The sequence below is a fragment of the Aquibium microcysteis genome, from assembly GCF_014495845.1.
Classification (GTDB): Bacteria; Pseudomonadota; Alphaproteobacteria; order Rhizobiales; family Rhizobiaceae; genus Aquibium; species Aquibium microcysteis.
The window spans coordinates 3,710,001-3,730,308 of record NZ_CP061080.1 but is presented as its reverse complement, the minus strand read 5'-3'; the positions used below and the strand labels follow the sequence as shown (position 1 = coordinate 3,730,308).

The 20,308-nt window shown below is 67.6% G+C and carries 23 protein-coding genes (1 of these 23 running past the window's edge); 13 read left to right on the top strand and 10 right to left on the bottom strand.

The window, feature by feature from the left end; translation table 11 throughout:
- The first annotated feature begins 8 nt into the window (after window positions 1-8).
- The gene (locus tag IAI54_RS17350; RefSeq protein ID WP_187968383.1) at window positions 9-800 is read left to right on the top strand and encodes an ATP-binding cassette domain-containing protein; all 792 of its coding nucleotides are present in this window, start codon (window positions 9-11) and stop codon (window positions 798-800) included.
- A gap of 75 nt (window positions 801-875) precedes the next feature.
- Here the strand turns inward: IAI54_RS17350 and IAI54_RS17345 are convergent, their stop codons facing one another.
- From IAI54_RS17345 to IAI54_RS17325, 5 genes are all read right to left on the bottom strand, one after another.
- Window positions 876-1,127: a glycine zipper domain-containing protein gene (locus tag IAI54_RS17345; protein ID WP_420838231.1), complete on the bottom strand. Its 252-nt coding sequence runs from the start codon at window positions 1,125-1,127 to the stop codon at window positions 876-878.
- Entirely contained in the window at window positions 1,124-1,471 is a 348-nt protein-coding gene (locus IAI54_RS17340) for a hypothetical protein (RefSeq protein ID WP_187968382.1), read from the bottom strand. Before IAI54_RS17340 ends, IAI54_RS17345 begins: the two co-directional genes overlap by 4 nt.
- Window positions 1,472-1,510: 39 nt before the next feature.
- A complete protein-coding gene (locus IAI54_RS17335) occupies window positions 1,511-2,560 on the bottom strand; it encodes a sensor histidine kinase (RefSeq protein ID WP_235679082.1) in 1,050 nt (349 codons plus the stop codon).
- 164 nt (window positions 2,561-2,724) lie between these two features.
- Window positions 2,725-2,892 (bottom strand): DUF1328 family protein, encoded by a 168-nt coding sequence (locus tag IAI54_RS17330; protein ID WP_187973209.1) that lies wholly within the window; start codon window positions 2,890-2,892, stop codon window positions 2,725-2,727.
- 123 nt (window positions 2,893-3,015) lie between these two features.
- The gene (locus IAI54_RS17325) at window positions 3,016-3,810 is read right to left on the bottom strand and encodes a response regulator (protein ID WP_187968381.1); all 795 of its coding nucleotides are present in this window, start codon (window positions 3,808-3,810) and stop codon (window positions 3,016-3,018) included.
- Window positions 3,811-4,021: 211 nt separating this feature from the next.
- On the opposite strand from IAI54_RS17325, the gene IAI54_RS17320 reads away from it, so the two are divergent.
- A complete protein-coding gene (locus IAI54_RS17320) occupies window positions 4,022-4,222 on the top strand; it encodes a NepR family anti-sigma factor (protein WP_187968380.1) in 201 nt (66 codons plus the stop codon).
- On the top strand, window positions 4,219-4,770 hold the full coding sequence (locus IAI54_RS17315; RefSeq protein WP_187968379.1) for a sigma-70 family RNA polymerase sigma factor: 552 nt from the start codon (window positions 4,219-4,221) through the stop codon (window positions 4,768-4,770). Before IAI54_RS17320 ends, IAI54_RS17315 begins: the two co-directional genes overlap by 4 nt.
- Here the strand turns inward: IAI54_RS17315 and IAI54_RS17310 are convergent.
- The 3 genes from IAI54_RS17310 to IAI54_RS17300 form a co-directional block, all read right to left on the bottom strand.
- Complete coding sequence (locus tag IAI54_RS17310; protein ID WP_235679081.1) at window positions 4,753-5,148, bottom strand: response regulator; 396 nt, start codon at window positions 5,146-5,148, stop codon at window positions 4,753-4,755. The genes IAI54_RS17315 and IAI54_RS17310 overlap by 18 nt on opposite strands.
- A gap of 104 nt (window positions 5,149-5,252) precedes the next feature.
- Window positions 5,253-6,401, bottom strand: coding sequence for a CaiB/BaiF CoA transferase family protein (locus IAI54_RS17305; RefSeq protein ID WP_187968378.1), 1,149 nt, complete (start codon window positions 6,399-6,401; stop codon window positions 5,253-5,255).
- A gap of 91 nt (window positions 6,402-6,492) precedes the next feature.
- Window positions 6,493-7,581 (bottom strand): AI-2E family transporter, encoded by a 1,089-nt coding sequence (locus tag IAI54_RS17300; RefSeq protein ID WP_187968377.1) that lies wholly within the window; start codon window positions 7,579-7,581, stop codon window positions 6,493-6,495.
- A gap of 137 nt (window positions 7,582-7,718) precedes the next feature.
- Between IAI54_RS17300 and IAI54_RS17295 the strand changes: the two genes are divergently transcribed.
- Entirely contained in the window at window positions 7,719-8,066 is a 348-nt protein-coding gene (locus IAI54_RS17295) for an ElaB/YgaM/YqjD family protein (RefSeq protein ID WP_187968376.1), read from the top strand.
- A gap of 11 nt (window positions 8,067-8,077) precedes the next feature.
- A complete protein-coding gene (locus tag IAI54_RS17290) occupies window positions 8,078-8,524 on the top strand; it encodes a hypothetical protein (protein ID WP_187968375.1) in 447 nt (148 codons plus the stop codon).
- A 22-nt stretch (window positions 8,525-8,546) separates the two neighbouring features.
- On the opposite strand, the gene IAI54_RS17285 is transcribed toward IAI54_RS17290, so the two are convergent.
- Window positions 8,547-9,461, bottom strand: a complete 915-nt coding sequence (locus tag IAI54_RS17285; RefSeq protein ID WP_187968374.1) for a diacylglycerol/lipid kinase family protein — start codon at window positions 9,459-9,461, stop codon at window positions 8,547-8,549.
- 246 nt (window positions 9,462-9,707) lie between these two features.
- On the opposite strand from IAI54_RS17285, the gene IAI54_RS17280 reads away from it, so the two are divergent.
- From IAI54_RS17280 to IAI54_RS17245, 8 genes are all read left to right on the top strand, one after another.
- Window positions 9,708-10,805 carry a PRC-barrel domain-containing protein gene (locus IAI54_RS17280; RefSeq protein ID WP_187968373.1) on the top strand — a complete coding sequence of 366 codons (1,098 nt, stop codon included), beginning with the start codon at window positions 9,708-9,710 and terminating at the stop codon, window positions 10,803-10,805.
- Between the two features lie 231 nt (window positions 10,806-11,036).
- A complete protein-coding gene (locus IAI54_RS17275) occupies window positions 11,037-11,966 on the top strand; it encodes a VOC family protein (protein WP_187968372.1) in 930 nt (309 codons plus the stop codon).
- A gap of 20 nt (window positions 11,967-11,986) precedes the next feature.
- Window positions 11,987-12,616 (top strand): alpha/beta hydrolase, encoded by a 630-nt coding sequence (locus IAI54_RS17270; protein ID WP_187968371.1) that lies wholly within the window; start codon window positions 11,987-11,989, stop codon window positions 12,614-12,616.
- Complete coding sequence (locus IAI54_RS17265) at window positions 12,613-12,912, top strand: GNAT family N-acetyltransferase (RefSeq protein ID WP_187968370.1); 300 nt, start codon at window positions 12,613-12,615, stop codon at window positions 12,910-12,912. The genes IAI54_RS17270 and IAI54_RS17265 overlap by 4 nt, the downstream gene beginning before the upstream one ends.
- 190 nt (window positions 12,913-13,102) lie before the next feature.
- On the top strand, window positions 13,103-13,438 hold the full coding sequence (locus tag IAI54_RS17260; RefSeq protein WP_187968369.1) for a hypothetical protein: 336 nt from the start codon (window positions 13,103-13,105) through the stop codon (window positions 13,436-13,438).
- 41 nt (window positions 13,439-13,479) lie between these two features.
- On the top strand, window positions 13,480-13,776 hold the full coding sequence (locus IAI54_RS17255; protein ID WP_187968368.1) for a GNAT family N-acetyltransferase: 297 nt from the start codon (window positions 13,480-13,482) through the stop codon (window positions 13,774-13,776).
- A gap of 200 nt (window positions 13,777-13,976) precedes the next feature.
- On the top strand, window positions 13,977-16,577 hold the full coding sequence (clpB, locus tag IAI54_RS17250) for an ATP-dependent chaperone ClpB (protein ID WP_187968367.1): 2,601 nt from the start codon (window positions 13,977-13,979) through the stop codon (window positions 16,575-16,577).
- A gap of 673 nt (window positions 16,578-17,250) precedes the next feature.
- Window positions 17,251-18,738 (top strand): L,D-transpeptidase, encoded by a 1,488-nt coding sequence (locus IAI54_RS17245; RefSeq protein ID WP_187968366.1) that lies wholly within the window; start codon window positions 17,251-17,253, stop codon window positions 18,736-18,738.
- A gap of 239 nt (window positions 18,739-18,977) precedes the next feature.
- Here the strand turns inward: IAI54_RS17245 and IAI54_RS17240 are convergent, their stop codons facing one another.
- Window positions 18,978-20,308, bottom strand: partial view of a M23 family metallopeptidase gene (locus IAI54_RS17240; protein ID WP_187968365.1) — the 3' portion only. It continues 619 nt past the right edge of the window; the window shows 1,331 of its 1,950 coding nt (coding positions 620-1,950); its start codon lies off the right edge, out of view; its stop codon occupies window positions 18,978-18,980.

The window sequence follows — 20,308 nt, the reverse complement described above, 5'->3', positions numbered from 1 at the left end:
GGACCGTCATGGAACGCAAGGGCCCACCGCTCGTCGAACTGAAGAACATCTCGATCGCCTTCGGCGGCATCCGCGCCGTCGACGACGCCTCCGTCGATCTCTATCCCGGCGAAGTCGTGGCGCTGCTCGGCCACAACGGTGCCGGCAAGTCGACCCTGATCAAGATCCTCTCGGGTGCCTACAAGCGCGATTCGGGCGAGATCCGCGTCAATGGCGAGGAGGCAACGATCGCCAATCCGCGCGACGCCAAGGCTTATGGCATCGAGACGATCTACCAGACGCTGGCGCTCGCCGACAACGTCGATGCCGCCGCGAACCTGTTCCTCGGCCGCGAACTCGTCACCGCCTGGGGCACGCTCGACGACGTGGCCATGGAGGCGGAGGCGCGCAAGGTCATGGGCCGGCTCAATCCGCGCTTCGTCCGGTTCAAGGAGCCCGTGGTCAAGCTTTCCGGCGGTCAGCGCCAGTCGGTCGCGATCGCGCGCGCCATCCTGTTCAATGCCCGCATCCTGATCATGGACGAACCGACGGCTGCGCTCGGGCCGCAGGAGACGGCGCAGGTCGGCGAACTCGTCAAACAGCTGAAGGCCGACGGCATCGGCATCTTCCTGATCAGCCACGACATCCACGACGTCTTCGATCTCGCCGACCGCGTCTGCGTCATGAAGAACGGTCAGGTCGTGGGCACCGCGCGTACGCAGGACGTCACCAAGGACGAGGTGCTCGGCATGATCATCCTCGGCAAGTGCCCGCCCGGCGCCACACCCGGTCCCGGTGCCATGGCTGCGGCGGCCGCCTGATCCATCCGCGGTGGTTCCAGAACGAAAAAAGCCCGGCGACGCCGCCGGGCTTTTTCTCGTTCTGGTTCAGGCTGCTCAGTAGCAGCGGTCGTAGACCGTGCGCCCGTCGCGGGTCCGGTATTGGCAACGGCCGTCCGCGGTGCGGCCGATCAGATAGCCGCCGATGCCGCCGGCGACCGCGCCGATCAGTGCGCCCTGCGTTCCGCCTGCGGCTGCGCCGATCAGGCCGCCGCCGACTGCGCCGACCGTGCCGGCCTGCTCCGCGGTGGTGCAGCCCGTGATGGCGAGCATGAGGGCTGCGAGCCCTGCGTAGACGATCTTCATCATTTCCCGTTCTCCTGATTCATTGACCGGTTGCCCGTCCCGCGACAGGCTTCGCCGAAGAATTTGCCCCAAATTTGTCCGAGCGCCGCGATCGCGGCAAAAATTCGGCCAACCCGGCGCATCACCGGCGCTTCCTTGAACTCCCCGCGATGGCTTAGGTTCCGCCGCGTTTCGGCTTTCGTCGTCGACTGTCCGATGCTGCGAAAAAAATCCAGAAAAATGAAGAAGCCGATGGAACAGTTGCCGCGGTCGGGCGTTTGCTGCTGGCGTCTTGCGATATCCCCCTTCGCAAGGCGAGCGACGGAGGCACACGCCCCCCGCCCATGTCTCCGTCGCGAGTTTTCCACGCCGGCCTTCGGGCCGGCGTTTCGCGTTCATGGTCCGGGTCAGCCGATCTCGTAGTTCTCCGGCGGGATCACCAGGCGGTACAAGAGTTCCCCGTCCCCGATGGTCAGGCTCGCGGTCCCGTTCAGCGAAGCCGGAACGACACGTTCGAGGGCAAGGCTTCCGAACCGCCCGTTCGGAGCCGCCGGCGCCGGTCCGGACGCGAGCGTCTCGCGCCAGGTCAGTTCCATGGCTGCGCCACCGCCGGAGTCGTCGCTTTCCCCATCAAGAAGCGGTCGTGCGGCGATGGTCACGAGTCCGTCCGGCCGCGACAGCGCGCCATGGCTCACCGCGTTGACGGCGAGTTCGTGCAGGGCGAGGCCGACATGGAGCGCCGCGTTCGGGTTCAGGTAGGGATTGCCGCCTTCGAGCCGCAAATTGCGCACGGGATCGGGGCAAAAGCGGATCACCTGCCCGGCGACGAGCTCGTGCAGGTCCGCGCCGCGCCAGTTGGAGGAGGTGACCAGATCCTGCGAGGCCGCGAGCGACTGCAGCCGTCCGCGGAAGCGCTGCAGGAAGTCCGCGATGGTCCCGGAATAGCGGCCGGTCTGATTGGCGATCGACTGGATGATCGCGAGCAGGTTCTTGGACCTGTGGCTCACCTCGCGCAGCAGCATCCGCAATGCATCCTCGCGGCGGCGGCGTTCGGTGATCTCGACTGCGGTCGTGATGACGCCGAGCACCTCGCTGCCGTCCAGATCGGCATCGATCCAGATTTCGAACCAGCGGACGCCACCCGCGTCGGGAAAGCGGACCTCGAGGTGGCTGCGGTCGCCGCCTGCCAAAGCCGCCTGGCGGGCCGCGCGCAGCCGATCCTCGTCGTCCGCCGACAGCAGTCCGGCGCCGTCCTGGTTGCCGCACAGGACGCTGCCGATCCAGCCGGCGGGCTGATTTTCCGCCCACAGGCAGTGCAGGCTCCTGTCCAGATAGAGCACGGAAACGCTCGTGTTGTGCAGCGCCCTGAGCAGCCCGCGGTCGAATCGCGACGGACTCGATGCCGTGTCGGCCCCGCTCGGGGTCATCCCCTCCTGATCCTCGCCGGGTCTCGTCATGTCGTCCATCGCCCTGCCAACAGCGTGTTATTCTTGTTTTTTTCGCAACGAAGCGGATGCTTTAGGGTTCCCGTGAAAACGAAGACGCCGGTCCATGGTGAGTCCACGGACCGGCGCACGGTCTCCGGCTGAGGGGGAAAAGCCGGCCACCGAAACCTCTTCGGTCACCTCGTCGAACGCCGCAGGCCGGCCACCAGCGACCAAGCGAGCAGCGCCAGGAACACGAAGAAGAGCACTTGCGCGATGCCGGCCGCCGCGCTCGACAGGCCGCCGAATCCGAGGGCGCCTGCAAGCAGGGCCAGAACGAGAAAGATCAACGTCCAGTAGAGCATGAGTGCCGCTCCCGTTTCGAACCGCATCCTTCGCGACCTTTACACAACGCCTCTGCGTCTCCCGTGTTCCAACGAAAAAGGCCGCCGGGGAGGGCGGCCTTTCGCGACGACGAGCGCCGGACGTCAGGCGGCGGCTTTGGCCTGGCGATCGAAGAACAGCGCCTGGCTGATCAGCGCCTTCACCATGTCGGGGTTGAAGGGCTTGGTCACGAGGAAGGCCGGCTCGGGGCGTTCGCCCGTCAGGAGCCGCTCGGGGAAGGCGGTGATGAAGATCACCGGAACCGGGGTGTTGGCGAGTATCTCGTTGACGGCGTCGATGCCCGAGCTTCCGTCGGCCAGCTGGATGTCGGCCAGCACCATGCGCGGCTGTGTCTTGCGGAACAGCGCGGTGGCTTCCGAATGGGTGCGGGCGGTGCCGACGACGCGGTGGCCGAGGCTCTCGACCATCTCCTCGATGTCCATCGCGATCAGCGGCTCGTCCTCGATGATGAGGATGTCGGTCGCCACCTGGCGCGAGATCTCACCGGAGGCCTCGTTGAGGAGGTCGGAGAACTCGTCCTCGCTGACGTCGAGGACTTCGGCGGCCTCGCGGTCGCTGAACCCTTCCACCGCCACGAGCACGAAGGCCTGGCGCGGGCGCGGCGCGATGGACGAGAGACTGGCTGCGGCGCGCGCTTCCCAGGGTGAAGCCGGCGCGCTCGCCGGTACCTTCACGTCGATGGAAGAAAACAGCTTGGCGAAGATCTTGTAGAGCCCGACCTTGGGATTGGACGCATCCGGGAAGATGCTGATGTCGGCGATGATGGCCTCGAGGACTGCGGCAACCAGCGCGTCGCCGCTCGCCTGCGACCCGGATACCGCTCTGGAGAAACGACGCAGATAGGGCAGATGGGGCGCTATACTGGCGGAAAGGCTCATAATGTCGGTGTCTCCCTCATGAGTGAGCGCGCGGAGGGCCGCGCGTTCGATTTCGATAAACGAGCCCTGCGGAAAAGAGTTCCGGGGCGCGGAACTTTTTTCGATCGTCCCCATTTATGAGCCGATACGAGGTGCGCCGCTCGGCGGATCTTACTCGCAGGCGTGGCGCCGGTCGCGGTGTGTCCGGCCAAAGGCAGGGGTTATACAGCATATGAACGAAGAAAAGACGCGCTCGGCAGGCGGCAAGCCGCGTCGTGACGATCCGCTCGGAACGAATTCCGAGATCGGCCGCAAGTTGCGCGAATATTACGACGGCCTGATGACCCCCGAGGTTCCGGACCGCTTCACGGAACTCCTCAGCCAGCTCGAGACAGCCGAGAGCCGGCGGAAGAATTCCGGAGAGGCCGAATGAGCCACGGTGCCGATTTCAAGACCGGACTGCTCGGCGCCATCCCCAGCCTGCGCGCCTTCGCTGTTTCCCTGTCGCACAACAGCGACAAGGCCGACGACCTGGTCCAGGAGACGCTGGTCAAGGCCTGGGACAAGCAGATGAGCTTCCAGCCGGGGACGAACCTCAAGGCCTGGCTCTTCACCATCCTGCGCAACGAATTCTACTCGCAGATGCGCAAGCGCGGGCGCGAGGTTCAGGACAGCGAAGGGACGATGACGGCGAGGCTCGCCGTGCATCCGAGCCAGCATGGCTCTCTCGACCTGAAGGATTTCCGCGCCGCCCTGGAGCGCCTGCCGGAGGACCAGCGCGAGGCCGTCATCCTCATCGGCGCATCCGGCTTCTCCTACGAGGAAGCGGCCGAAATCTGCGGGTGCGCGGTCGGCACCATCAAGAGCCGCGTCAGCCGGGCGCGGGTGCGGCTGCAGGAACTCCTGTCGATCGAGGGCGAGGGCGAATACGGCCCCGACGCCATCGCCGCGCAGGTGATGGGGTCAGGCGCTGCAGCTTGACCGGGTCCGCTCGATGACGCCGGCGAGGATGCGCACCAGCTCGTCGCCGGAATAGGGCTTGCCGATCACCGGCACGTCGGGGAAGCTGTCGGTAAGCTCCCCGACATCGGTCATGCCGGTCGCGAAGACGAAGGGCACGCCGCGCGCCACGAGTTCGCGTGCGAAGTGCACCGTCGATTCCCCGCCGAGCCTGAGGTCGAGGATCGCCGCGTCGAACCGGTCCTGTTCGGACGCCCGTCCCCGCAGCTGCTCGAGGCTGCGCAGGATCGTCACCTCCCGGGCTCCGCGCTCCAGGCAGGACTGCTCCACGTCCATCGCGATCAGATATTCGTCCTCGAGAATCAGGATCGAGCGACCGTCCAGTCGAGATTCGGGCAAAGCATTCGACTCCGGTTCCGGTTCCATTGTCATTTGTTGCACTGCGTGATTGTGGTGTCATTTAAATATGACGTTTCGTGCCGCCCGGCGCCGGAGGACGTCAGTCAGTCCGGTGCTTCCTCTTCCCGCGCGAGTTCCGCCAGGATCGCGGCCGTATTCTCGCCCAACGCCGGAACCGGATCCATGCGCGGCTCCCAGCTTCCGCCCACGGGTTTGAGTGCCGGGATCGGACCGAGCGGCGTGGCGACGGTGGTCCAGCGGTTGCGCGCGGCGAGCTGCGGGTGGTGCCACAACCCCTCCATGTCGTTGACCCGTGCCATGCCGATGCCCGCCTGCTCCAGCCGCTCGATCGCCTCGGCCGTGGTCAGCCGCGAGAGCACCGCATCGATGGCCGCCTGCAGTTCCGCCCTGTGTCCGGCGCGGCCGTCATTGCCGACGAACCGCGGATCCTCGGCCAGGTCGGGGCGCTGCAGCACGGTCCGGGCAAAGGCCGCCCATTCGCGGTCGTTCTGCAGGCCGAACAGCACCGTTCCATCGGCGGTGGCGAAGGGGCCATAGGGGAAGATCGTCGCATGGCCGGCGCCGGCGCGGGGCGGCGGGGGCGCGCCGTCGGTGGCGAAGTACATCGGGAAGCCCATCCATTCCGCCATCGCCTCCAGCATCGACACCTCGACGTGGTCGCCGGCGTCGGTGCGGCCGCGCTGCAGCAATGCGGCGAGAATGCCCTGGTAGGCCATGGTGCCTGCGGCGATGTCGGCGACCGAAATGCCGGCCTTCGCCATCCGGTCGGGCGTTCCGGTCACCGACAGGAAGCCCGCCTCCGCCTGGATCAGCAGGTCATAGGCCTTGCGCGTTTCGTAAGGGCCGCCGGTACCGTAGCCCGAGATCGAGCAGGTGATCAGTCGGGGGTGCGCGTCGCGCAGCGTCCGGTGTCCGAGGCCGAGGCGATCGGCCGCTCCGGGCGCCAGATTCTGCACGAACACGTCCGCCTTCGCCGCCAGCCGCAGGACGACGTCCCTGTCGGCCGCCCGCTTGAGGTCGAGCGCGAGGCTTTCCTTCGAACGGTTCGTCCATGCGAAATGGCTGGAGACACCCCGCGCCCGCGCATCATAGGCGCGCGCGAAGTCGCCTCCATCCGGCCGCTCGATCTTGATGACGCGCGCGCCGAGATCGGCGAGCTGGCGCGTGCAGTAGGGCGCCGCGATGGCCTGTTCGAGTGAGACGACCAGCAGGCCGTCGAGCGGTCGAGTCATGGCATGGTCCGGGAGTCGTTCCGCGGCCTCCGCAGGCCGCCAGCGTCACCCAAGGCTTAGCACGCGGCTACCGCATGGCAAGCCGGTCGCGTCAGTGTCCCTCGTACCAGTCCATGCCGGGCACGATGTTGCCGGCGATGGCGTAGAAGATGAGCATCATCGGAATGGCGATGAAGCCGCCGAGCGGTCCCCACAGCCAGATCCAGAAGGCGATCGCCAGGATCACGATGAAGGGATTCATAACCATGGTACGCCCGATCACCTGAGGCGTCACGAACTGCGCCTCGACAAGATTGACCGCGAGATAGACGAGCGGCGGCAGCAGGCTGCCGCCGAGCGAATCATACTGCGTCAGCCCGACAGCGAAGAGGATCGTCGCCATCACCGCCGGACCGAGATAGACGACGAAGTTGAGGATGGCGGCCAGCGCCCCCCAGAGAGCGGCCGAGGGCATGCCGATCGCAAGCATCGCCAGTGCCACGGCGACGCCGAGCCCGAGATTGATCACGGTGATCGATATAAGGTAGCGCGAGACGCGGTCTTCGACGTCGCGGAAGATATGCGCCACGCGCCAGCGGATCTTGCGGGTGGTGCAGACGCGCAGAACCGCATTGCGGCTCTGCTGGCGCGTCGCCACGAAAAAATAGAGGCTCGCCAGGAACAGCAGCACCTGGCCGATGATCGCTGGGGCCAGCACCGCGACGCTTTCCACCGCGGTCTCCTCCTCCACGGAGACCGTCACGCTGTCGCCCGAGAACGAGCGCAGTTCCTCGCGAAGGTCCTCCAGAACATTCATAGGCTCGCGGAACTGCGCCAGGTGAAACTGCAGCTGGTTCCAGATCTGCGGCGCACGGTCGATCCAGGTCGACAGCGGAGCCGCCAGCGCCAGCATGCCGAGCGCCAGGATCAGCAGGAAGAGCAGAACCACTGCAGCGGCCGAGACCGCGGGATTGACGCCGCGTCGCTCGATCCAGGTGGCCACAGGCCCGAACATCAGGCCGATGACGACCGCCATGAGGACTGGCGACAGCACGAATTCGGCGGTGTCCAGTGCGAACACCACGGCCACAAGGCCGACGGCGATCGTGCCGAGCTGGGCACCCTTCGACAGGAGCACCTCGACGTTGGAGCGCGGCGGGAGCCGCACGATGGGCGGCTTCTTGAAGATCCGCTGCTGCATGATGCTCTGTGTTTTCCGGCTGGACTCGGCGGTCGAAACGCCGTTTCATGCGCCCGGGTTCCTTCGTCGCGAAGGGAAAGCGGAACCGCGGCCGCACCGGCGCGTTGAACGGTTCCAGCAGAAGAGGAAGAACCTTCATGAGCCCAAGCCAGGCAAGCCCCGACGATGCCGGGACCGCAGCGCGTCCGAAGATCGCGTCCCGCGAGGAATTCGAACAGCAGATCGCGATCCTCAAGGAGGAGATGGAACTGCTGAAGGCTCAGCTCGCACGGTCCTCGGAACGCTCGGCATCGGCTGCGCGCAAGGCGGCGCAGAGCGGGGCGGAGAACCTCCGCGAGCATGGTGAGGCGGCCCTCCACGAGCTGCGCGCCGGAGCGCGTGACGTCGAGGCGCAGCTCATGGCCAGCGTGCGCGAGAAGCCGGTGACGTCGCTCGCCATGGCGGCCTGCGTCGGCTTCCTGTTCGCCCTGATCGCGCGCCGCTAGAGGGCGGCCGCGTGCTCGCAACGCTCGTCGCCGCGCTCGCTTCGCTCGATACATCTCGCGTGAAGCGGCGGGTTCGTCGCGCCGTGATCGACTACGCCTTTGCCGGCGTCGCCTTCCTTCTCGGCGTCGGCTTCCTGCTTGCCGCCGCCTTCATCTGGGCGGCCGCGCGCTTCGGGGCCTTCGAGGCGGCGCTGGGATTCGGCTTCGGGTTCCTGTCGCTTGGCGCCATCATCATGGTGATACACCGGCTGGTCGTCGCCCGCCGTGCCCGGCGGCGCGCCGAGCGCGAGAAGGCCGAGCAGTTCCGCTCCTTCGCGACCGCCGCGGCGCTGGCGGCCGTCCCGGCTCTGGTCCGCAAGGCCGGCGTGCTCGGAACGCTGGCGCTGCCGCTGGCGGCGCTCGCAGCCTTCGCGATCTGGCAGGAGAACAGGCCGCGTCCGCGCGACGACCTGGACTGAAGCATCGACGGGTTGCGGAGGTTCAGGCCACCGCTGCGTGCGGATCCGGCACCAGAACCTTCAACGCCCTGGGATGGATTTCGAGGACCGTCTCCTTTTCCAGCGCCGCCAGTTCTCCGTCGATCACGCAGCGGTGTCGATTCGTCGGCGACCGGATCTTCAGCGTCGCCTTCTCGCATTCGTGGATTTCCACGATCTCCGTCTCCTGCCACCGGCCGAGCGTCATCGCGAGGAACAGCCAGGCCAGTTCCAGCCGGTTTGCGGTGCCGGCGACATAGATGCCGAGCACGCCGCCATCGGGCGTATCGGCGTAGGGAAGGTGGCCCTGGCCGAACAGGTTGTTGGAGATACCGAGGCCGGTGGTCGTCGTTCGAATCTCGGCCTCACCGATGTCCAGCGCGATGTCGATGGCCGGCGGGTGGCGCAGAACCGCGACGGCCGCTCGCACCGATGCCCAGATCTTGCCGATGCGCGACCCGTATTCGAAGCGGGAGCGCAGCTGGACCATGCGGGCATGCAGCCCGATCGAGAACTGGTGGACGAAGGGACGGCCGTTCGCCGTGGCGATGTCGACCGCCTTCATATGCCCGAGCGCGTGTCCCTCGATTGCCTCTTCAAGGGTGAGCGGCACTCCGAGGCCGCGCGCGAACAGGTTCATCGTGCCCGCCGGCAGCACTGCCAGTGCCTTGTTTCCGTTCATCAGCGCCGCCGCCGCGGCCGAGATGGTTCCGTCGCCGCCGCCGGCCAGCACCACGTCGACGTCCTGCCTCGCCGTTGCACGCTCGAGTGCTTTCACGATCTCCCGGCCACGGACGATCTCGATGTCCACGCCGTGTCCCGCTCTTTCCATCGTGCGGACGAGAAAATCCGACAGGGCGTCCAGGTCGGTCGTGCGCAGGGTGCCGCCGTCGCGGTTCAGGATCGCGAGAAACTGCATGGGCTCCAGGGTCCGGTCAGGGTGGGAGAAGCACGCACGGACATGCGCGCGTCCCAACGTCGGGAAGGGTGACGGGTTCCGCCGGATTCATGCTGCGGGAGACGTCAAATCTCGCGCCGCACCATGCGGAACCACTTCAAAGTCACGGCGTTGTGAGCAGGTGAAAGGGCCACGCGACCGGCGTCACCTGCAAGTTCTGTCAGTCGCGCGGCCCATGCATCCGAAAATGCACAAGGAGACCATAACATGATCCGCAAGCTTTTGGCGACCACCGCCCTCGCAGCCCTGATGTCCACCGGCGCCTACGCCCAGACCACTGCACCGACCACCACCCAGCCCGGCGCGACCGTGCAGGATCCGGCCATGCAGAACACCGCTGCGGGCGAGAACCGCATGGTCACGCAGGCCGACGGCAACCTCGCTTCCAACATCATCGGCGAGACCGTCTACAACAGCACCGCCGACGACGCCGAGAGCATCGGTGAAGTCAACGACATCGTCATCGGCGCGGACGGCTCGATCGAAGCGCTGGTGATCGGCGTGGGCGGCTTCCTCGGCATCGGCGAGAAGGACGTGGCCATCGAGTACGATCTGGCCGAATGGGTCGAGCGTGACAATGACCGCTGGATCGTCGTTCCCACGACCACCGATGCCCTGAAGGCGCAGCCCGAGTTCGACCGTCTCGCCTACCAGCCGATGCCGGAAGGCACGCAGGTCGGCCAGACCGAGCCTGCAACGGCCGAGGATCTCGCCGCGGCCCCGGTCGAGGGTGATGGCCAGGCTGCCGCTCCGGCGACGGATCGCCAGGCAACCACCGCCGCGCCTGCGGCCGAGGGCCAGGCGAACCAGAACATGGCCGCCGAGCAGGACTCCGACGTCGACGTGGTCGTCGTCGAGCCGAACGGCACCGAGCAGCCGGCTGCCGGCGAGCAGACCGCAGCCGGTCAGCAGACCGCTCCGGCTGCGGGCACGGACGAGACCCGCACGGCGGCGATCGACCGCTCGACGCTTCAGCCGATGGCTGCCGAGGACCTGACGGCCGAGAACATCATCGGCAGCACCGTCTACGGCAACAACGAGGAGAATGTCGGCGAAGTCGGCGATCTCGTGATGAGCCAGGACGGCCAGATCGACGCGGTCATCATCGACGTCGGCGGTTTCCTCGGCATCGGCGAGAAGGAAGTCGCGGTCGGCATGGACAATCTCGAGTTCATGCTCGACGAGAACGGCAACCGCTACCTCTACACGCCGTTCACGCAGGAGCAGCTCGAGGCGCAGCCCGCTTACGACGAGACGAACTATGCCAACAGCCGCGACGAGATGCGGATGGTCGTCCCCAACTGATCGATCGGCACAGGCTCTCTGACCGAGCCGATGCCGGAGGGCCCCGTCGCGCAAGCGGCGGGGCCTTTCCCGTATTGGCGGCGTTCTTATAAACAGTGAGCGGGGCATCGTTCACAAAAAATAGACGATCCATTCTGAATCCCCAGCCTTTCATTTCCCGTCGGAACGCCGAAATATCGTCCTGAACAGAAACAAGCGGGTCCGCCCGCGACGAGCGAAAGGACGAGACCAATGCTCGACCAGATCAAGGGCCTTCATCACGTCACCTCCATGGCGCGCGACGCCCAGGAAAACAACGCCTTCTTCACCCACAAGCTCGGCCTGCGCCGGGTCAAGAAGACCGTCAACTTCGACGCGCCCGACGTCTACCATCTCTATTATGGCGACGAGCAGGGGACGCCGGGATCGGTGATGACCTACTTCCCCTTCCCCAACATCGGCCCGCGCCGCGGCGGCGCCGGCGAGGTCGGCACCACGGTTTTCGCCGTTCCGGAGGGATCGCTGCCGTTCTGGCGTGAGCGGCTGGCCGCCCAGGGCGTCGCCGGGCTTTCGGAAGGCGAGAGCTTCGGCGAGAAGCGGCTTTCCTTCACCGGACCCGACCACGACGAGTTCGCGCTCGTCGAGGCGAAGGACGACGCGCGCCGGCCCTGGACGAAGGGCAGCGTGGCCGGCGACGAGGCGATCCGCGGCTTCCACTCGGTGTCACTGCGGCTGCGCGACGGCGGTGCGACGGAGGAACTGCTGACCTTCATGGGCTACCAGCCGGTGGACAAGTCGGGCGCCGTCACGCGCCTAGCCGTGCCGGGCGGTAACGGCGCGCACGTCATCGACGTCGAGACGATCGCCGGCAACCGCGCCGATCTCGGCGCCGGCTCGGTCCACCACGTCGCCTTCGCGGTGGAAAACCGGGCGAAGCAGCTCGAGGTGCGCAAGGCGCTGATGGACACCGGCTACCAGGTGACGCCGGTGATCGACCGCGACTATTTCTGGGCGATCTATTTCCGCACCCCGGGCGGCGTGCTGTTCGAGGTCGCCACCAACGAGCCGGGCTTCGACCGCGACGAGGACACCGCGCATCTCGGACAGGCGCTCAAGCTGCCGACCCAGCACGAGCATCTGCGCAAGATCCTGGAGAGCCATCTCCAGCCGATCGCCGACTGACCGCAGAAAGGACCGACCCGATGTCCACCGACAGCTACGTCCACCGCCGGGCCGAAGGCGCGCCCGGCGGGCCGCTGGTCTTCGCCTTCCACGGCACCGGCGGCGACGAGCACCAGCTCGTCGACCTCGCCCGCGAACTCGTGCCGGGCGCCACCATCGTGTCGCCGCGCGGCGACGTCTCGGAGTTCGGCGCGGCGCGCTTCTTCCGCCGCACGGGGGAGGGCGTCTACGACATGGACGACCTCGCCCGGGCGACGGCGAAGATGGCCGGGTTCGTGCAGGCGCACGTCGCGGCCGAAAACCCGTCGCGCGTGCTTGCCTTCGGCTATTCCAATGGCGCCAACATCCTCGCCACCGTGCTTTTCGCGCATCCGGATCTGTTCGACGCGGTGGTGCTGATGCATCCTCTGATCCCGTTCCATCCGGCGATCGCCGGCTCGCTCGATGGCCGACCGATCCTGATCACCGCCGGCCAGCGCGACCCGATCTGTCCGCCGACCCTGACCCACCGGCTGGAAAGCTGGCTCGAGGAAGCGGGCGCCTCCGTCACCCTGCAGTGGCACCCGGGCGGCCACGAATTGCGGCCCGACGAGGTCGCCGCCGCCGCCCGCCATTTTGCCGCTGCCGTCTCCGGAAGGAACCCGTCATGACCGAAGCATCCGTCACCGTCGAACATGAGGACTACGGTTCCAAGGGCCGCTATTTCGTTCGCGCGCCGGGTGGCGCCGTGGCCGAGATGACTTTCTCCAAGGTGGGAGAAAGCCGAATCATCATCGACCACACCGAGGTCCCCGACGCGTTCCGGGGCCAGGGCATTGGCCTGATGCTCGTCACCCGCGCCGTTGAAGACGCCCGCGCCGGCGGCAAGTCCATCATCCCGCTCTGTCCCTTCGCCCGCGAACAGTTCCGCCGCCACCATGAATGGGCCGACGTGCTGAACGGGTGAGACGCGGGGCAGGCATCGCCTGTCCCACATTCACGCCGTCGCCCGGTCTCGGTCTCGGGCCCGCCCGGCAATCCGGCGTTAACCACCGGATGCGCCGAAACCCCTGCATTCATGCGGCATTCATCGTGCCGGACGGATTCTCCATCCCGCGCGCCGGGCCGTCGCCCGCCGCCAAAGGGGAGAGTTCAAGATGCATCGCCTTCTCGTGCTTGCCGCCGTCGGCGCTTCCACCTTCGCGGCCTCCGGCCTGCCCGCCTCCGCCGCCTCGCAGGTCCACTACTGCCCGCCCGAGGCGCGCGGCGTCGTCAGCCACACCGGCGACGCGGCCTGGACGGCGACGAACCAGTCGAGCCGGGTCACCGGAACCCGTGTCGAGACGATCGGCGGCCAGCCATCGCTCGTCTGCGTCTACCGCATGTTCGGCGGCGACTACTGGATCCACCGCCGCCCCGAGGCGCCGTTCATGCAGTGCAACGGTGGCGACATGGGCTCCGGCCGCCTCGGTTTCCTGTGCGTGCGCGGGTGACATGAGCTAGCCTGCTGCCTCGTGCACACGGAGATTCGCCCATGACCGCTCCCGTCATCCAGTTCGAGGAAACCGCCCGCGGCGGCCGCTACTTCGTCCCCATGCCGAACGGCGAGGATTCTCGCCTCACCTTCGTGCGGGCAGGGGAGGGGCGGATCGTGGCCGACCACACCTTCGTGCCGGTGCCCTATCGCGGCGACGGCATCGCCGAGGCGCTGGTCGAGCGGCTGGTGGCGGATGCCCGGGCGCAGGGGCTCACCATCACGCCCGCCTGCTGGTACGTCGCCGACGAGATCGCCCGCCACGCGCCGGAGTGGGACGACGTTCTGGCGCGGTGAAGCGCCAGGGCATCCGGCTTCGGGCACCCGCGCGGTGTGCGGTCGGGCGCCTCGGTTTGACCCGCGTCAAGCCATCTTGAGGAACGCTGTCCTAATATCCATATCAGCCCGAGTTGGACCGGCTTCAGGAGAAGCGGTCCGTCACCTCGAGCCGAACCGGTGCCGCGAAGCGGGCCGGGGTTGGGAATGGAGACAGGCATATGAACATCGAGAAATACTCCGAGCGGGTCCGCGGCTTCATCCAGTCCGCGCAGACCATGGCGCTGTCGCGCAACCACCAGCAGTTCATGCCCGAGCACGTGCTGAAGGTCCTCGTCGACGACGAGGAGGGCCTCGCGGCCAACCTGATCGAGCGGGCCGGCGGCCGGCCGAAGGACGTCCAGTCGGGCGTCGAGACGGCGCTCAAGGCGCTGCCGCAGGTCGAGGGCGGCAATGGCCAGCTCTATCTGTCGCAGCCGGTCGCCAAGGTGTTCGCCACCGCGGAGGACATGGCGAAGAAGGCGGGCGACAGCTTCGTCACCGTCGAGCGCCTGCTCACCGCGCTCGCCGTCGAGAAGTCGGCGAAGTCGGCCGACATCCTCGCCAGGGCCGGTGTCACGGCGCAGGCGCTCAACGCCGTCATCAACGACATCCGCAAGGGCCGCACGGCCGATTCGGCCAATGCCGAGCAGGGTTTCGAGGCGATGAAGAAATATGCGCGCGATCTGACGGCCGATGCCCGTTCGGGCAAGCTCGATCCGGTGATCGGCCGCGACGACGAGATCCGCCGCACCATCCAGGTGCTGTCGCGCCGCACCAAGAACAACCCCGTGCTGATCGGCGAGCCCGGCGTCGGCAAGACCGCCATCGCCGAGGGCCTGGCGCTGCGCATCGTCAATGGCGACGTGCCGGAGAGCCTGAAGGACAAGCGCCTGATGGCGCTCGACATGGGCTCGCTGATCGCCGGCGCCAAGTATCGCGGCGAGTTCGAGGAGCGGCTGAAGGCCGTGCTGTCGGAGGTCACGTCGGCCGAGGGCGAGATCATCCTGTTCATCGACGAGATGCACACGCTGGTCGGCGCCGGCAAGGCGGAGGGCGCGATGGACGCGTCCAACCTGCTCAAGCCCGCGCTCGCCCGCGGCGAGTTGCACTGCGTCGGCGCCACCACGCTCGACGAGTACCGCAAGCACGTCGAGAAGGACGCCGCCCTTGCCCGCCGCTTCCAGCCGGTCTTCGTCAACGAGCCGACGGTCGAGGACACCGTCTCGATCCTGCGCGGCCTGAAGGAGAAGTACGAGCAGCACCACAAGGTACGCATCTCGGACTCCGCGCTGGTTGCCGCCGCGACCCTGTCCAACCGCTACATCGCCGACCGCTTCCTGCCCGACAAGGCCATCGACCTCGTCGACGAGGCCTCCTCGCGCGTGCGCATGCAGGTCGATTCCAAGCCCGAGGAACTCGACGAGATCGACCGCCGCATCCTGCAGCTGAAGATCGAGCGCGAGGCGCTGCGGGTCGAGAAGGACGAGGCCTCCAAGGACCGCCTCGCGCGTCTGGAGCAGGAGCTGACCGGTCTGGAGGAGCAGTCCTCCGGCATCACCTCGCGGTGGCAGGCCGAGAAGCAGAAGCTCGGTCTGGCCGCCGACCTGAAGCGTCAGCTCGACGAGGCGCGCAACGATCTCGCCATCGCCCAGCGCAAGGGCGAGTTCCAGAAGGCAGGCGAGCTCGCCTATGGCCGCATCCCCGAGCTCGAGAAGAAGCTCGTCGAGGCCGAGGCGCAGGACGGCAAGTCGTCCATGGTCCAGGAGGAGGTCACGCCCGACAACATCGCCCAGGTCGTCTCGCGCTGGACCGGCATTCCGGTCGACAGGATGCTGGAGGGCGAGCGCGACAAGCTCCTGCGCATGGAAGACGAGATCGCGCGCCGGGTCGTCGGCCAGGGCGAGGCCGTGCAAGCGGTTTCGAAGGCCGTCCGCCGTGCTCGCGCCGGGCTGCAGGACCCGAACCGGCCGATCGGCTCGTTCATGTTCCTCGGCCCGACGGGTGTCGGCAAGACCGAACTCACCAAGGCGCTCGCGTCCTTCCTGTTCGACGACGAGAACGCCATGGTGCGCATCGACATGTCGGAGTTCATGGAGAAGCACTCGGTCGCCCGGCTCATCGGCGCGCCTCCCGGCTATGTCGGCTACGAGGAGGGCGGGTCGCTGACGGAGGCGGTGCGTCGCCGTCCCTATCAGGTCGTGCTGTTCGACGAGATCGAGAAGGCGCATCAGGACGTCTTCAACGTGCTCTTGCAGGTGCTCGACGACGGCCGCCTCACCGACGGGCAGGGTCGCACGGTCGATTTCCGCAACACGCTGATCATCATGACGTCGAACCTCGGCGCCGAATATCTGGTCTCGCTGCGCGACGACCAGGACGTCGATGCCGTCCGGTCGGACGTGATGGGCACGGTGCGCGGCCACTTCCGGCCGGAGTTCCTGAACCGCATCGACGAGGTCATCCTGTTCCACAGGCTGCGCCGCGCCGACATGGGCCAGATCGTGCGCATCCAGCTGAAGCGGCTGGAGAAGCTGCTTGCCGACCGCAAGATCGCGCTCGACCTCGACGACACCGCGATCGAGTGGCTGGCCGAGAAGGGCTACGACCCGGCCTATGGCGCGCGCCCCCTGAAGCGCGTCATGCAGAAGGAGCTGCAGGATCCGCTCGCCGAGAAGATCCTGCTCGGCGACATCCGCGACGGTCAGACCGTCGTCATCGCCTCCGGCTCCGACCGCCTGCTGTTCCGGCCGCGGGCGCAGGTGGTGAGCGAAGCCGCCTGACCCGACCGCCCGTCCTCTCCCCCATGGAAACGAGGGGCTGGAGGACGGGCGCGACCGGGACGGAGCGGCGACGCTCAGTGCTCGACGACGCCCCCCTCTGCCTTGCCGGGCATCTCCCCCTCGGGGGGAGATCACGCTTGGCCGGTTTGGCCCAATCGGCACCCTTGCAGTACCGGCGTCGACGCCGAAGCTGCCGTTCTCCCTCCTTGAGGGGGAGATGCGCGGCAAGGAAGAGGGGGGTGTCGTCGAGCACCAACGCTTCCCTTTTCGAGAGGAAGGGAAGCAAGGTCTCCTGCGGCCGCATCCGCAACCACCCGCGTCAACCATATCAAACGCTTGTGGAAAATCCGTCCACGCCTCCGCCACCTCGCGCTGCAGCGCCATGCCGAGAGCGTCTTCCGCAAGGCCCTGATCGACGAGACGGGGTGGAGCACGGCCGACCTGGAGCAGGTGCTCGGCGCCGGCGGTGAGCCGTACGGCGGGCGCCCGCGCCCGCCCCGCCCTTCACGCACCGCGCCCTGTTCGCTACTCTCTATTCGGCATTCGCCATTCGCGCTCACACGCCGCCGCCGCCATCTTCATGTCCCGTTCATGTGGAACCCTGCATCGTAACGACGCATTTCCAGGCTGCGCGCGCCTTTCCGCGACGTGGCCGCAGACCGAGATGAGGGATATGATTCCACGACACCTGCTCCTTTCCGCCGCAACTGCCGTGACGGCCGGCCTGGCATCCATCGCATCGGCGGCCGTGTCGGAGACCGGCGCGCCGTCGGCGGCGCGGCTGGCGGCGCCCGGGCTGCAGCTCGCTCAGAGCGACGGCGTCGACGTCTACGTCGATTCGCGCGGCCGACGGGTCCTCGTCGACGCCCGGACCGGCGAGGTGATTGCGGTGGAGGAGCGCCGCTCCGGCATAGACCGGCTCCGCGACGCCGGCATCCTGTCGTCGATTCCCGGCGATCCGGCAGCCGTCGAGCGCTACCGCCGCTTTCGCGAGCAGCAGCTCGGGCTGCGCGAGCCTCCGGGGCCGGACGACGTGCCGCTCTACGACGACCGGCGCTATGGCCGGAACGACGGCTTCGACGATTTCGGTGACGATCCGTTCGGCGACGACGACTATCGCATCTACCGCGAGCGCAATCGCCCGATCGAGCGGCGCCCGCTGCCGGCTCATCCCGACGAACGGACCGCGCGTGGCGAACCCGCCGAGCGTCTGCCGCTCCCCGAGAATCCGGTCACCGGTTCGACTCCGCCGCGGAGCGTCGAGCCGGCCGTCCGACCCGGCGAAGGCCCGCCGGCCGTCGTCCAGGCGCCGAAGATCGAGACCGAGCGGGTGGCGCGGCTGCAGATCCTGCTCGACCGCGCCGGCGTCTCGCCCGGCGTCATCGACGGCAAGATGGGCTCGAACGTCCAGAAGGCGCTCGACGCGCTGGCCGAGATGACGGGCGACCGGCTCGACCCGACCGATGCCGCGACGATCGAGGCCTCGCTGGCCGATACCGGCGGCCCTGCATTCGTCACCTACGAATTGACGGCCGAGGACGTCGCCGGCCCCTACGTCGCGTCGATCCCGGAGGACTACGGCCATAAGGCCACGCTCGACCGGCTGTCCTTCACCTCGACGTCGGAGATGCTGGCCGAGCGCTTCCACATGGACGAGGACTATCTGAAGGCGATCAATCCGAGCGTCGACTTCAACCGGCCGGGCATGCTGGTCCGGGTCGCCAATCCCGGCAAGCCGAAGACCGGCTCCGTCGAGCGGATCGTCGCCGACAAGGGCCGCAAGCAGGTGCGGGCCTACGACGTCGACGGCAATCTGGTCGCCGCCTATCCGGCCACGATCGGGTCGACCGACACGCCGTCTCCGTCGGGCACGGTGAAGGTCGAGCGGATCGCGCTCGATCCGCAGTACACCTACAATCCGAAGATCAACTTCAAGCAGGGCGACAACGACAAGGTTCTCACCATTCCGCCCGGCCCGAACGGGCCGGTCGGCACGGTGTGGATCGCGCTGTCGAAGCCCACCTACGGCATCCACGGCACGCCGGAGCCCTCGCGCATCGGCAAGACCAACAGCCATGGCTGCGTGCGGCTCACCAACTGGGATGCGGCCGAACTCGCGAAGATGGTCAAGCCGGGCATCTTCGTGCAGTTCATCGACTGACCGGCTGGCGACCGGCGCGCGCCCGCAGCCGGCAGGCATGCCGGATGCGCGGGCAGTGGCGAGAGGAGGGGCGGCCCCGGGGCCGCCCTTCGTCGTTCCGGGGACGGCAGCCGCCTGTCTCGTTCCGGCGGCGCGTCAAGGCGAGTCGCGATCTAACCGATCCGCTCCGCACGCTTCAGGTCTTCGTCTTCGCGCCGGTCTCTCACCCGAAACCGGTGCCCACGTTCGGGGGACATGCTTCAGCGCGCGGCGCTGGCCAGCCGCAGCGACCCGGCGGCGCCGGTGGACAGCAGGGCGTCGATGCGCTGCCGCTCGGCCTGGAAAGCCGCCAGTTCCTCGTCCTTCAGAGCGCGTCCGTTCGGCAGGCGAACGCGCATCGGATCGACCTTGGCGCCGTTGACCAGAAGTTCGTAGTGCAGGTGCGGTCCGGTGGACATGCCGGTCGAGCCGACATAGCCGATCACCTGGCCCTGGCGAACGCGGGCGCCGGGGACGACGCCCTTCGCGAAGCGGCTCTGGTGGTTGTAGGAGCTCTCGTAGCCGTTGGCGTGGCGGATGATGGTCTGCCGGCCATAGCCGCCCGCCCATCCGGCCTTCTTCACCACGCCCGAGCCGGCGGCGATGATCGGCGTGCCGGTCGGCGCCGCCCAGTCGACGCCGGTGTGCATCTTCACGTAGCCGAGGATCGGGTGGCGGCGCTTGCCGAAGCCGGAGCGGAACTTGCCGTTCGGCAGCGGATTGCGCAGCAGGAACTGGCGGGCGCTGCGGCCGTCGGCATCGAAATAGTCCACCGTGCCGTCAGCCATCCGGAAGCGGTAGAAGGCGCGCTCGTTGCCGCCGAAGTTCGCGCGCACATAGAGCAGTTCGGATTCCTCCGAGGCCGTGTCGTCCTCGCTCGGCTGCGAGAAGAACACGTCGATGGCGTCGGTCGGGTTGATCCGCGACTGGAAGTCGACGTCGGCCGCGACCAGCCGGATCAGCTGCTTGGTCATGTCGCTCGACATGCCGTAGGAATAGGCCGCCCGGTAGATGCCGTCATACACCCGCGGAAGCTCGCCGCGCATGCGGACCGGCGGACGGTCGTCGTCGAAGGCGGCGATGACGGCGGCACTTTTCTCCGGCTCGTCGGCCGGGACGTACTGGTTGCGGTCGTCGAGCGCGATGGTGACCAGATGCGTCTGGCGGTCGTAGAGGCTGGTGCGCACGATCCGCGGCTGATCGCCCGCCGCCTCGATGCCGAGCCGCAGCACCGTGCCCGGCTTCAGCGCTGGCGCATTCATGATCCTGCCGATGGCCTCGGCCATGCCCGTCGCATCGCTTTCGGTGAAACCTGCGTCCGCCAGCACGTCGACCGTCGGGCGGTCGTTGCGGACGATCAGGATCTCTTCCGCGAAGCTCGGCGCGGCGGTGACGTCGTTGTTGCGGTGCGCCACCGAGACGTTCTCCTGGACGATGCGCACGCCGTAGGACTGCGTCAGCGTCGCGGTCGCCGCCGATTCGCCGAAGCGCAGCGGGTCCACATAGTGCAGCGCGGCGAGCTGCACCTCGCCGTCGGTCAGGATGGCACCGG